The organism is Bacillus sp. FSL K6-3312 (assembly GCF_038007485.1).
Lineage (GTDB): Bacteria > Bacillota > Bacilli > Bacillales > Bacillaceae > Bacillus > Bacillus pumilus.
Window position 1 is genome coordinate 1,291,291 of record NZ_JBBOXI010000001.1, and the last position, 12,548, is coordinate 1,303,838.

Genomic DNA, 12,548 nt, shown 5'->3' on the forward strand with positions numbered 1-12,548 from the left:
GGATGAGAGAGCGAATGAATCATAACGAAATCGGCATAGAAGCCTTAAATCAGGGGAACATCGAAAAAACAGCAGAAGCTTTTACGAAAGCCATTGAAGAAAGCCCGAAAGACCCGGTTCCATATATTAACTTTGCGAACTTGCTTTCAAGCATTAATGAATTTGAACGTGCGTTAAACTTCTTTCAAAAAGCAATCGAACTTGATCACGCCGCAGCTGCAGCCTATTACGGGGCAGGAAATGTATACACATTAAAAGAAGACTTTATGAAAGCAAAAGACTATTTTGAACAAGCACTACAAGCTGGGATGGAAAATAGTGATTTATTTTATATGCTGGGGCAAACGCTCATCAAATTAGAGCAGCCGAAGCTTGCGATGCCTTATCTTCAGCGTGCCATCGAACTGAATGAAGATGATAATGAAGCAAGATTTCAATTTGGCATGTGCTTAGCCAATGAACAATTGCTGGAAGAAGCGGTGACGACCTTTACCGAGGTGATCGCGCGTGATCCGCAGCATGCAGATGCCTTTTATAATTTAGGGGTTGCGTATGCATACTTAGAGAAAAAAGACGCAGCACTTGAGATGCTAGGAAAAGCCATTGACGTGCAGCCTGACCATATGCTGGCACTACATGCGCAAAAGCTGATTCAAGAAGCAGAATAGACGGAAGGAGGGAAGACCTGTGCAGGAACATCCAGATCAAATGAAGCTTGAGGACGAACCGTTTTTAAAGGGGACAGTTCAAGCCGTTATTTTCCATAATGAAAGTAATTTATACTCGGTGTTAAAGGTGAAAGTCATTGAAACATCTGAAAACTTAGAGGAAAAAACAGCATCTGTCACAGGCTACTTCCCAGCACTTCATGAGGAAGAAACTTACACCTTCTATGGCAAAGTCACAAGCCATCCGAAATTTGGTGAACAGTTTCAGGCGACTCATTTTCAAAAGGAAGTACCGACAACAAAGCAAGGAATCATTCATTATCTCTCAAGTGATTTATTCGAAGGGATAGGGAAAAAGACGGCGGAAGAAATTGTAGGGCAGCTTGGCACCCAGACGCTTCATAAAATTATGCATGACCCAGCGGTTTTGTATGACGTTCCGCGCTTATCAAAAAAGAAGGCAGATAAGCTGGCCGCAGCACTCCAGGAGCATCAAGGATTGGAACAAATCATGATCAGCCTGAATCAATACGGCTTTGGTCCGCAGCTCAGCATGAAGATTTATCAAGTGTATGAGAGTGAGACGCTGCAGAAGATTGAAGAAAACCCGTATCAGCTCGTCAAGGATGTCGAAGGGATCGGATTTATTAAGGCGGATGAACTTGGCGCTAGAACCGGCATCTCAGGAAATGACCCAGAGCGAATCCGTGCAGCCTTGCTTTATACAGTGGAGACAGCCAGCCTTCAGGACGGTCATACGTACATACAAACAAAGGATTTGATCGTCGAAACCCGAAAACTGCTCAATCAGACAGGCAATGAGTACAAAGTGACGGAAATGGACGTCGCCAATCAGATCATTGCACTTGGCGAAGGGAAAGAGATGATCATTGAAGATGAGCGCTGCTATCATCCGTCCTTATTTTATGCCGAGCAAAGTGTCGCCAAACGTATACAAAAAATCGTCTCCCAAACGGAATATGCAGACCAATTCCCTGAATCAGAATTTCTGCTAGCTCTTGGTGAGCTCGAGGAACGGCTGGGCGTCCAGTATGCACCGACACAAAAGGAAGCGATTCAAAAGGCGCTCATGTCCCCAATGCTGCTTTTAACAGGCGGACCTGGGACTGGGAAGACAACAGTCATTAAAGGGATTGTTGAGCTTTACAGCGATCTTCACGGGGTATCTCTTGATCCGAGTGATTACAAAAAAGATGAATCCTTTCCATTTGTGCTTGCGGCGCCAACTGGACGAGCAGCTAAACGGATGACAGAATCAACAGGGCTTCCAGCTGTGACGATTCACCGGCTGCTTGGTTGGAACGGGTCAGAGGGATTCTCGCATGATGAAGAACAGCCGATTGAAGGAAAGCTTGTCATCATTGATGAATCAAGTATGCTAGATATTTGGCTTGCGAATCACTTGTTTAAAGCCATTCCTGATCATATCCAAGTGATCATGGTGGGGGATGAACACCAGCTTCCGTCTGTCGGACCAGGCCAAGTGTTAAGAGACTTGCTTGCATCACAAGCTGTGCCAGCTGTTACCCTGACAGATATTTACCGTCAGGCAGACGGCTCCAGCATTGTTGAACTTGCACATGATATGAAAAATGGCGTCCTGCCAAAGGATATTACCGCACGTTCAAAGGATCGATCTTTCATAAAATGCTCAGTTGATCAAATGAAAGAAGTGATTGAGAAAGTCGTCAGCAATGCTGCTCAAAAAGGCTATTCAGCTAAAGACATTCAAGTGCTTGCGCCCATGTATAAAGGAAAAGCAGGCATTAATGAGCTCAATAAAATGCTGCAGCACATTTTGAATCCTAAAAAACCAAAGGGCAGAGAAATCCCATTTGGTGATGTCGTGTACCGGACCGGTGATAAAGTGCTTCAGCTTGTGAATCAGCCGGAGAACAATATTTTTAACGGTGATATTGGCGAGATTGTCTCGATTTTCTATGCGAAAGAAAACACGGAAAAAGAAGACATGGCTGTGATCTCCTTTGATGGGAATGAAATCACCTTTACAAAAAAGGATTTTCATCAATTTACACATGCCTATTGCTGTTCGATCCACAAATCACAAGGCAGTGAATTCCCCATCGTTGTGCTTCCAGTCGTGAGAAGCTACTATAGAATGCTTCGGCGAAATCTGCTGTACACAGCCATTACACGAAGTAAAAAGTTTTTAATTCTGTGCGGCGAGGAATCAGCACTGGAGTGGGGCGTGAAAAATAATGAGGATTCGCTCAGACAAACGTCCTTAACGATGCGGCTCGTGCAAACCGAAGAGGTTATGGATGCGGAGCTTGCAGCACTTCAAAAAGAACTGCCGTTTAGCGTGCATGATGCAAATATCGGTATGGAGGGAATCACTCCATTTGATTTTATGCATGAATAAAAGGCTTCCAGATGGGAGCTTTTTTAGCATGAAAAGAAATCTCATATTTCGTTCATGGAAGCCATTTCTTCGTATGAGTCTTGACGCAAACGCACACGATAAGACTGTTCCGCAAAAGGTGGTTGAGCACATTTTGAGAACATGTCGAGAGCTTGAAGGAATGTCAATCTATACAGGTGAAACGTCTCATTCACTTGGTTCGATAAAAGATATTTGTTTATTAGCCGGAGGCAACTGCGGAGGATATGTGTTAGATGGGAAAAAGAAAGACTGTGCACTCGTTCCATTCTCGGCTGGGGATCAGCTGACAGACAAGGGCTTATATGTGAGCTGCCAGGAGGGAATAGGCATGGAATCCTCCGCCCCATCCTTCTTATTTTCGAAATTGAAAAAGAAAATGATGCAGTCGTCTGACGGTGAAAATTTAGGCATTTTAGAAGATGTATACTTTTGCACAAATTCGGGCACAATCGTAGCATATGAACTCTCGGACGGCTTCTTTACAGAGCTATCAGGGATTCGAAAACAGCTTCAGGCTGCCGGAACCTTGATCAACGTTCAAAAGGAAGCACTTGTTCTAAACCGAACGTAAAGAGGTGCTGATTATGCTCATTTGCCCAAATTGCAAATGTAAAGACATCGGAAAAATTGGGGTCAATCAATATTATTGCTGGGGCTGTTTTATTGAATTGACGCTGTCAAAAGGCAAAATATCTACACACCAAGTGGAAGAAGACGGAACACTAAGCAGCTTAGATGATCTGTTTAGTGATGATGAACGTTCAATTCAACTATAAGTGTTAAGGGGGAATTTCGAATGGGCAAAATGACTTCTTCACTATTAACGCTTGGTGCAGGTGCACTCGCATATCACTTTGCAAGCCGATATGATATGCCATCAAAGCGGGATATGAAAAAGCTAAGAAAACGCGTTATGAGAATGATGTAAGCAAATAATTGTTGGCAAAGGGCTAAAATGACCTTCATTTTAGCCCTTTGTTTTCATTTTCAGCGTGATAGAAAACCTTTGAAGTCTAGGAAGGGCAGCTACCTTTGCGGAGCGAATTTGACATTCGTGAGTACGGAGCGCAGACCTGACACCGAATGCGAGGGTTTGCCTACACGCTGAGACATCCGCCAAAACGGATGTCCTTTTTTATGCCTGCCTATATTCTAATCGGCGCGCGAGTAATGATAAGCTGAAATTGACGACAAAATACATCATTGCCGCTAATAAGAAAATGGGCAGTAAGTAAGATTGGCTCTGACCGTTTAATATTTGAGCGTGATGCAATAGTTCTGGAAGTGCAATGACAACAGCTAGTGACGTATCTTTTAAAAGAGAGATGAATTGACTGACAATTGGCGGCACCATTCGGCGTAAAGCCTGCGGCATAATAATCATTTTTAATGTTTGGATATAGGTTAAACCTGAAGACCTGGCTGCTTCGATCTGCCCCTTATCAATTGATTTTAAACCGCTCCGAATAATTTCTGACAGCATCGCTGATTCAAATACGGTTAAAGCTGCGATAGCCGAGGCTGTAATGCTCAGCTTAATGCCGATTTCGGGCAGTGCAAAATATGTGAAAAAAATGATCAATAAGAGCGGCAGGTTTCGGATGGTTTCTACGACGATTGCAAGTATCTTTGATAAAACCGGAATTTGAGCGAACCGCAATGTGCCAATGACTAATCCAATGAGAAAGCTCAAAATGATGGAGATAAAAGCCACTTTTAAGGTGACAGCAAATCCTTCAAGTAAAAAGGCGAGATGATCAGGCTGGTAGGCACCTAGAAAATCCATGATGTTTCCTCCTTTCTAGTGGCTTCTTGCTAATCTTTTTTCTAAATAACCAACGCCTAAACTGAGCGGAATCGTTAATAGCAGATAGAACATGGCAACAAAGATGTAGACATCAAATGTCACAAATGTTCTAGAAGCGATGAGGTCTCCTTGATACATAAGGTCAAACCCTGCAATAACACCTAAAATAGAGGAGTTTTTGACAAGGTTAATAAATTGATTCCCAAGAGGGGGAATGACAATTTTAATCGCTTGCGGCAGAATGATATACCGCATCGTCCCGCCATAGGATAGACCTGAAGCACGGGCTGCTTCCATTTGTCCAAGCGGTACAGCTTGTATCCCTGCGCGAATGGCTTCAGCAATAAAGGCAGACGTATAAATGGCAAGGGCAATTGTGCCAGCGGTGAAGCCATCTGCTACAATGCCTAGCACGGGTAATCCAAAGAAGAAGACAAATGTAATCAATAATAACGGAATATTCCGAACAAATTCCACGTAAGCCGTTCCTAACCAGTTGAGCGGCCTAAGTGGCGCAATTCTCATAATGGCAATGAGTGTACCGATCAAAAAGCTTCCAATCAAAGCAATGACACTTGCACCAATGGTATATTTAAAGCCTTCTACATAAAGATGAAAATTTTCAATAAGAATGGAAAACCGTAGCAATCAGTTCACTTCCTTCCTGATCAACAGGTGAGCCAATGAGCGGCTCACCTTGAGAGAATCATTCTTCACAAGTCAAACGGTTATTCTTTGATCCATTTTTGATGAATCTTGTCATACTCTCCATTGTCTTTTAAGGTTTTTAGGGCTTTATTGATCGCAGCTGTTAATTTCTGATCACCTTTTTTCACAGCAATACCGTAAGGCTCATCTGTAAAGGTGCCGCCGACGACTTCGTAATTTGAATCCTCATCTGCCATACCAAATAAGATCGCATTATCGGTTGTCAGCACTTGCCCTTGGTTTGATTTTAAAGCTGTAAAAGCCTCCTGATAGTTCTCAAATTCTAATACAGACGCTTTAGGTGCTTTCTCGCGGATATTTTGAGAAGAAGTAGATCCTTTCACTGCAAGCACTTTCGTCCCTTTTTTAAGATCATCAATCGATTGAATGTCGCTTCCTTTTTTCACAAGCAGTGATTGTCCTGCTTCAAAGTAAACATCTGAGAAATTGACTTCTTTTTTACGCTCTTCGGTAATCGTCATGGTTGCGACGATCGCATGAATATCTCCTTTTTGCAGTAAAGGAATTCTCGTTTTTGATGTCACTTCTTTGAATTCTGCTTTTCCTTCAACACCGAGCATTTCCTTTGCGATAGCTTTTGCAATATCGATATCAAACCCTTCGATATCTCCACTGCTAGGGTTTTTTAGACCGAAGAGACGTGTATCATTCTTGACCCCAAATATGATTTTTTTGTCTTTCTGAATGGTTTCTAAAGAGCTTCCTTTTTTTGCATCAGTCGAGCCTTTTTCAGCAGATCCGCAAGCAGCCAATGCAGCAATACAGCAAGTCATAAAGAGTAGTAGGCCAAAGCGTTTCATTTTTTTCATCAAATCATTCCCCCTAGTGATTTAAAATACGGCTTAAAAAGAGCTGAGCGCGTTTCTCACGCGGTTTCTCATAAAATGCAGCCGGTGTTGACTCTTCAAGAACTCTGCCTTCATCAATAAAGACAATACGGTCGGCGACTTCTCTGGCAAATCCCATCTCATGAGTGACGACAACCATGGTCATTCCTTCTCGGGCGAGCTGCTTCATCACATCTAGTACCTCTCCAATCATCTCTGGGTCAAGTGCGGATGTCGGTTCGTCAAACAGCATGACCTCTGGTTTCATCGCAAGCCCTCTTGCAATGGCAACACGCTGCTGCTGTCCGCCTGAGAGTCTTGAAGGGTAGGCGTCCGCTTTATCAGGAATGCCGACTTTATTTAAATAAAATTCGGCTGTTTCCCTCGCTTCTTCCTTGCTCACCTTTTTCACCTTCATTGGCGCAAGCATAATGTTTTCAAGCACCGTCTTATGAGGGTAGAGGTGAAAATGCTGAAACACCATCCCAATATTTTGCCTGACAAGATTGATGTTGGTCTTCGGATGCTGAACAGGCACTTCGTTGACGAGTACCTTTCCCTCATCAATGCTTTCAAGACGATTGATGCATCTGAGCATCGTGCTTTTACCTGATCCTGAAGGACCGATGATCACGACAACCTCACCTTTTTGAATATGTAGGTTAATGTCTTTCAGTACATGGAACTGGCCATAATGCTTGTTGACTTCTTCGAATGTGATCATGAAGAACCTCCTCTTGTACATGATGGAATATTCAGTGTAGAGACATTTTAGTGACTTTGGATGGAGCTGTATGTTTCATGTGTATTCATTTTTAACAAAGTTAGGACAAATTTTATTTACATGGATAATTACAGAAGATGGATAAACAATAAGAAAAGAGGTGAAAAAGGTGAAGAAACGTCCGGTCCAATTTCTGATATATGCCGCAGGGGTCCTGCTTGTCCTTGCATCCTTGCTCATTTTACTGCAGCTCGACGAGTTATGGATGCCTATTTTTTTGTTGTTAAAGGCGGTTCTAATTCCGCTTCTCATTGCCATTTTTATTTCTTATCTGCTTTATCCGATAGTGGAAAAATTGCACGCGGGGGGCTTACCAAGGACTGTTAGTCTTTTATTGATTTATGTACTGTTTTTTGGCGGGATTGGGCTTGCGGTTTATAAAGGAGCGCCTGTCATGATCAAGCAGTTAAATGAGTTGTCAGAACAAATTCCTGTGCTTGCTGAAACGTATAATGGCGCTTTATCACATATTCATCATCATACAAGCCATTGGCCTGACGGACTTCACGACCGCTTGGATCGCTTAATTGTTCAATCGGAGACATATGCAGCTAACGGCGCGGAGCGGATGATTCTTAGCTGTAAAGTATTACTTGATTACGCATTAATTGCAGCACTCATTCCTTTTCTTGTTTTTTATATGGTGAAGGACATGAATACGATGAAGCGGGCTGCATGGTATTTGACGCCGCCATCTTTTCGGAAGAGGGGACATGCGTTTGTGAAGGCAGTTGATGAATCACTTGGTAATTATATTAGAGGGCAGCTGCTTGTCTGTTCATTAATTGGGGGGGCAGCAGCCATTGTGCTCTGGCTGTTTCATATCCCGTATCCGCTTGTCCTAGGTATGCTGATTGGCGCAACGAATGTCATTCCGTATTTTGGACCAATTATCGGTGCGGTTCCCGCTGTCTTTATTGCGTTTACCATCTCGGTTAAATCGGTTATGATTGTGCTGATTACAGTAGCGGTGCTGCAATTTTTAGAAAGCAACATCCTCAGCCCGATCATCGTAGGGAGAAGCCTTCATATGCATCCTGTCGTCATTATGCTTGTCTTGATTGCAGGAGGAGAGTTATTTGGTTTAATTGGCATGATTTTAGCCGTACCAACTGCCGCTATCATCAGAGTGATCATTGTGCAATATATTCTCATGAGACGAAGCGTTCATTGACAAGAGGAGCCGAGTTGTCTATAATAATTTCGATTCATACTACATACTGAATTCAATGACGGACCCGAGTACGTTAAAAAGCTGTTGCAGAGAGAGGCTTTATTTTGCTGAAAAAAGCCTTATCAGACCTTTAACGGAAGCTAGTCCCGAGTGCAGATAAACACTGCCGCTCTCTTCCGGCGTTATCGGATGTGAAGGTGATAGACGAATAGGTCTATAATCAGGGTGGTACCGCGAGAGCATCTCGTCCCTGTGTAAGTCGTTTTGTGCTTGCATAGGGCGGGGTGTTTTTTCGTTTGTGTGGAGATTGATGAATGATAAGGGAGGATTTTAGAATGAAAACTTTAACTTCAGCTCAAGTACGCCAAATGTTTTTAGACTTTTTTAAAGAAAAAGGACATGCTGTAGAACCGAGTGCATCACTCGTACCGCATGATGATCCGACACTTTTGTGGATCAACAGCGGCGTGGCGACATTAAAGAAATACTTTGATGGCCGCGTTGTACCTGAAAATCCGCGTATTTGCAACGCGCAAAAATCGATACGTACAAATGATATTGAAAACGTAGGAAAAACGGCACGCCATCATACGTTCTTTGAAATGCTCGGCAACTTCTCTATTGGTGATTATTTTAAAGAAGAAGCGATCGAATGGGCGTGGGAGTTCCTTACAAGTGACGAGTGGATTGGTTTTGACCCGAATTTGTTATCTGTCACTGTCCATCCAGAGGACGAAGAAGCGTATGTACTATGGAGAGATAAAATTGGTGTACCAGAAGAACGTATTATTCGCCTTGAAGGCAACTTCTGGGATATTGGCGAGGGCCCAAGTGGACCGAATACCGAAATTTTCTATGACCGCGGTGAATCATACGGTCACGACATGAACGATCCAGAATTATATCCCGGCGGAGAAAATGAGCGTTATCTAGAAGTGTGGAACCTAGTGTTCTCTGAATTTAACCATAATCCAGATGGGTCATACACGCCGCTTCCGAAGAAAAACATTGATACAGGGATGGGTCTTGAACGAATGGTATCTGTCATTCAAAACGTGCCAACGAATTTTGATACAGATCTATTCATGCCAATTATTCGTGCAGTTGAGACCATTTCTGGAGAAAGCTATGGCGAGACAAAGGAAAAGGATACAGCATTCAAAGTCATTGCGGACCACATCCGAACGGTTGCCTTTGCTGTAAGTGATGGAGCGCTTCCTTCCAATGAAGGCCGCGGGTATGTGTTAAGACGTTTGCTTCGCCGTGCCGTGCGTTATGCAAAAACCATTCACATCCATCGCCCGTTTATGTTTGACTTAGTTCCAGTTGTGGCGGAAATCATGAAGGATTTCTACCCAGATGTACAAGCGAAAGAAGAATTTATTGCGAAAGTCATCAAGAATGAAGAAGAACGCTTCCATGAAACACTGAACGAAGGCTTAGCTATTTTGTCAGAAGTCATCAAAAAAGAAAGAGACAAAGGCAGCACGCAGATTTCAGGTGAAGATGTATTTAAGCTGTATGATACGTATGGATTCCCTGTCGAGCTCACAGAAGAATATGCAGAAGATGAGAATATGACAGTGGATCGAGAAGGCTTCCAGGCTGAGATGGAGAAGCAGCGTGAACGTGCAAGAAATGCGAGACAAGATGTCGGCAGTATGCAGGTTCAAGGTGGCGCTTTAGGAGATATTAAAGTAGAAAGCACATTTGTTGGCTACGAAAATCTAACGGCAGATGCCCATATTGTCGAATTGCTTCAAAACGGTGAAATTGTCACAGAAGCACATGAAGGCGATACAGTGCAAATTTTGTTAGATGAAACACCTTTCTATGCGGAAAGCGGCGGACAAGTGGCTGATAAAGGGACATTGAAAAGCGCTGAAGTGAACATTGACATCAAAGATGTGAAAAAGGCGCCAAATGGTCAGCATGTTCATGAGGGAGTAGTCGTAAGCGGTACAGCCAAAAAAGGACTTGAAGTCACTGCGGAAGTGGAATCAGCTCTTCGAAAAGGCATTGTGAAAAACCATACAGCGACACATCTTTTGCATCAGGCGCTAAAAGACGTTTTGGGCAGCCACGTGAACCAGGCAGGATCATTGGTGAATGAAAATAGACTTCGCTTTGACTTCTCTCACTTTGGACAAGTCACAAAAGAAGAATTGTCTCAGATTGAAAAAATGGTGAACGAAAAGATCTGGGAAGGCATCTCTGTTGCTATTGACCTGAAGCCGATTGCTGAAGCAAAAGAAATGGGTGCAATGGCGCTCTTTGGCGAGAAGTATGGTGATATTGTCCGAGTTGTCCAAGTAGGCGATTACAGCATCGAGCTATGCGGCGGCTGTCATGTGCAAAATACTGCGGAAATCGGGTTGTTTAAAATTGCATCTGAATCGGGTATTGGTGCTGGAACACGCCGGATTGAGGCGGTGACTGGTAAAGGGGCATACGAAGAATTAAATGACCAGCTGACGATTTTAGAGCAGGCAGCGAGTGAGCTGAAGTCAAATACGAAGGATGTACCAAAACGTATCGCTTCATTGCAGGCAGATTTAAAAGAGGTTCAAAGAGAAAACGAATCTCTTCTTGCAAAATTAAGCCAGGCTGAAGCAGGCTCTATTTTAGAGAAAGTGACAGAAATCGGCGGAGTAAAAGTGTTAACTGAAAAAGTAAACGCGAAAGACATGAACCATTTAAGAACAATGGTTGATGACTTAAAAGCCAAATTAGGATCAGCTGTCATTGTGCTCGGAGCCGTTCAAAACGGAAAAGTAAACATTTCAGCAGGGGTGACAAAAGACGTCATCGAAAAAGGTCTGCATGCAGGGAAACTTGTGAAACAGGCAGCTGAAATCTGCGGCGGAGGCGGAGGCGGACGCCCAGACATGGCACAAGCAGGCGGAAAACAACCGGAAAAGCTAGAAGAAGCACTGGCAATTGTCGAAGAATCTGTCAAATCCGTTTTATAATCTGGCGATGTAGTGTAGAATAATGGTATTAGATGAGCGGTTAGAAAAAAGCTTGCTAGTAGAATGTTGGAAGAGAGGTGCAAGAAGCAGTGAGTTCATTTGATAAGACAATGAAGTTTAACTTCTCTGATGATTCAGCTGAAACCAATGTGAATGAAGTGCTCATTACAGTATATGACGCACTCCAAGAAAAAGGATACAACCCGATCAATCAAATTGTCGGATACTTGCTGTCAGGCGACCCTGCTTATATTCCAAGACATCAGGATGCTCGCAACCTAATTCGTAAACTAGAACGAGACGAATTAATTGAGGAATTGGTTAAATCGTACTTAGAGACACATAAAGAGGCGTAAAACATGAGAATTTTAGGCTTAGATTTAGGCACGAAAACCCTTGGTGTTGCGATCAGTGATGAAATGGGCTGGACAGCGCAAGGGATTGAAACAATTAAAATTGATGAAGCAGGCGGAGACTTCGGTCTCAGCCGCCTGTCCGAAATCGTCTCGCAATATGGAACGGATAAAATTGTACTTGGTTTTCCAAAAAATATGAACGGTACGGTCGGTCCTAGAGGCGAAGCCAGCCAATCATTTGCGAAAGTGTTAGAAAACACGTACAATGTTCCTGTTGTGCTTTGGGACGAGCGTCTGTCGACAATGGCAGCGGAAAAAATGCTCATCTCTGCAGATGTGAGCAGACAAAAGCGTAAAAAAGTCATTGATAAAATGGCGGCTGTTATGATCCTGCAAGGGTACTTAGACAGCTTAAATTAAAATGAGGTGAATCAAATGGAACACGGAGAAAAGCAAATTACAATCGTTGATGATAATGGAAATGAACAGCTTTGCGAAGTACTATTTACTTTTGAAAGCGACCATTTTAACAAATCATATGTTCTTTACTACCCAATTTCTGAGCAAGACAATGAAGAAATTGAAATTCATGCATCAAGCTTCACGCCGAACGAAAACGGTGAAGATGGCGAGCTAGAGCCTATTGAAACGGATGAAGAGTGGGACATGATTGAAGAAACGTTAAATACGTTCTTAGATCAAGAAGAAGACGAAGAATAGAACGAATAAAAGGCCTGTGAACGGATCTTAGTGATCTTTCTTCACAGGTCTTTTTTTGCGATCAATATGTTAACTTTATTTTATTT

Annotated in this window: 14 protein-coding genes and 1 other annotated feature; of the genes, 10 read left to right on the forward strand and 4 right to left on the reverse strand. The window is 43.0% G+C overall.

Translation table 11 applies throughout. From position 1 onward, the window contains the following. Positions 1-14 precede the first annotated feature (14 nt). Genes MHI11_RS06430 through MHI11_RS06450 form a run of 5 tightly spaced genes read left to right on the forward strand, consistent with a single transcriptional unit; the run spans position 15 to position 4,021 of the window. The gene (locus MHI11_RS06430) at positions 15-668 is read left to right on the forward strand and encodes a tetratricopeptide repeat protein (RefSeq protein ID WP_340960710.1); all 654 of its coding nucleotides are present in this window, start codon (positions 15-17) and stop codon (positions 666-668) included. 19 nt (positions 669-687) lie between these two features. After that, the gene (gene recD2, locus MHI11_RS06435; RefSeq protein WP_106065665.1) at positions 688-3,072 is read left to right on the forward strand and encodes an SF1B family DNA helicase RecD2; all 2,385 of its coding nucleotides are present in this window, start codon (positions 688-690) and stop codon (positions 3,070-3,072) included. Between the two features lie 28 nt (positions 3,073-3,100). After that, positions 3,101-3,664: a PRC-barrel domain-containing protein gene (locus MHI11_RS06440; RefSeq protein WP_340960711.1), complete on the forward strand. Its 564-nt coding sequence runs from the start codon at positions 3,101-3,103 to the stop codon at positions 3,662-3,664. A 13-nt stretch (positions 3,665-3,677) separates the two neighbouring features. After that, the gene (locus tag MHI11_RS06445) at positions 3,678-3,869 is read left to right on the forward strand and encodes a hypothetical protein (RefSeq protein WP_003216308.1); all 192 of its coding nucleotides are present in this window, start codon (positions 3,678-3,680) and stop codon (positions 3,867-3,869) included. Positions 3,870-3,889: 20 nt separating this feature from the next. Beyond that, entirely contained in the window at positions 3,890-4,021 is a 132-nt protein-coding gene (locus MHI11_RS06450) for a YrzQ family protein (RefSeq protein ID WP_003216198.1), read from the forward strand. Positions 4,022-4,228: 207 nt separating this feature from the next. Here the strand turns inward: MHI11_RS06450 and MHI11_RS06455 are convergent, their stop codons facing one another. From MHI11_RS06455 to MHI11_RS06470, 4 genes are all read right to left on the reverse strand, one after another. After that, the gene (locus MHI11_RS06455; RefSeq protein WP_044139594.1) at positions 4,229-4,879 is read right to left on the reverse strand and encodes an amino acid ABC transporter permease; all 651 of its coding nucleotides are present in this window, start codon (positions 4,877-4,879) and stop codon (positions 4,229-4,231) included. Positions 4,880-4,894: 15 nt separating this feature from the next. Beyond that, positions 4,895-5,548 (reverse strand): amino acid ABC transporter permease, encoded by a 654-nt coding sequence (locus MHI11_RS06460; RefSeq protein ID WP_003216507.1) that lies wholly within the window; start codon positions 5,546-5,548, stop codon positions 4,895-4,897. 80 nt (positions 5,549-5,628) lie between these two features. Then, positions 5,629-6,438 carry a transporter substrate-binding domain-containing protein gene (locus tag MHI11_RS06465; protein ID WP_340960712.1) on the reverse strand — a complete coding sequence of 270 codons (810 nt, stop codon included), beginning with the start codon at positions 6,436-6,438 and terminating at the stop codon, positions 5,629-5,631. Between the two features lie 13 nt (positions 6,439-6,451). Next, the gene (locus MHI11_RS06470) at positions 6,452-7,180 is read right to left on the reverse strand and encodes an amino acid ABC transporter ATP-binding protein (protein WP_044139592.1); all 729 of its coding nucleotides are present in this window, start codon (positions 7,178-7,180) and stop codon (positions 6,452-6,454) included. 169 nt (positions 7,181-7,349) lie between these two features. Here MHI11_RS06470 and MHI11_RS06475 point away from each other — a divergent pair, with 169 nt between their 5' ends. From MHI11_RS06475 to MHI11_RS06495, 5 genes are all read left to right on the forward strand, one after another. Beyond that, the gene (locus MHI11_RS06475) at positions 7,350-8,414 is read left to right on the forward strand and encodes an AI-2E family transporter (RefSeq protein WP_044139591.1); all 1,065 of its coding nucleotides are present in this window, start codon (positions 7,350-7,352) and stop codon (positions 8,412-8,414) included. Positions 8,415-8,460: 46 nt separating this feature from the next. After that, positions 8,461-8,669, forward strand: a binding site (T-box leader). Between the two features lie 80 nt (positions 8,670-8,749). Continuing rightward, complete coding sequence (alaS, locus tag MHI11_RS06480) at positions 8,750-11,386, forward strand: alanine--tRNA ligase (RefSeq protein ID WP_340960713.1); 2,637 nt, start codon at positions 8,750-8,752, stop codon at positions 11,384-11,386. Positions 11,387-11,475: 89 nt separating this feature from the next. Next, positions 11,476-11,742, forward strand: coding sequence for an IreB family regulatory phosphoprotein (locus MHI11_RS06485; RefSeq protein ID WP_024718370.1), 267 nt, complete (start codon positions 11,476-11,478; stop codon positions 11,740-11,742). Between the two features lie 3 nt (positions 11,743-11,745). Continuing rightward, entirely contained in the window at positions 11,746-12,162 is a 417-nt protein-coding gene (gene ruvX / locus MHI11_RS06490) for a Holliday junction resolvase RuvX (RefSeq protein WP_003216519.1), read from the forward strand. A 15-nt stretch (positions 12,163-12,177) separates the two neighbouring features. Continuing rightward, positions 12,178-12,462, forward strand: coding sequence for a DUF1292 domain-containing protein (locus tag MHI11_RS06495; RefSeq protein ID WP_003216483.1), 285 nt, complete (start codon positions 12,178-12,180; stop codon positions 12,460-12,462). The last annotated feature ends 86 nt before the right edge of the window (positions 12,463-12,548 follow it).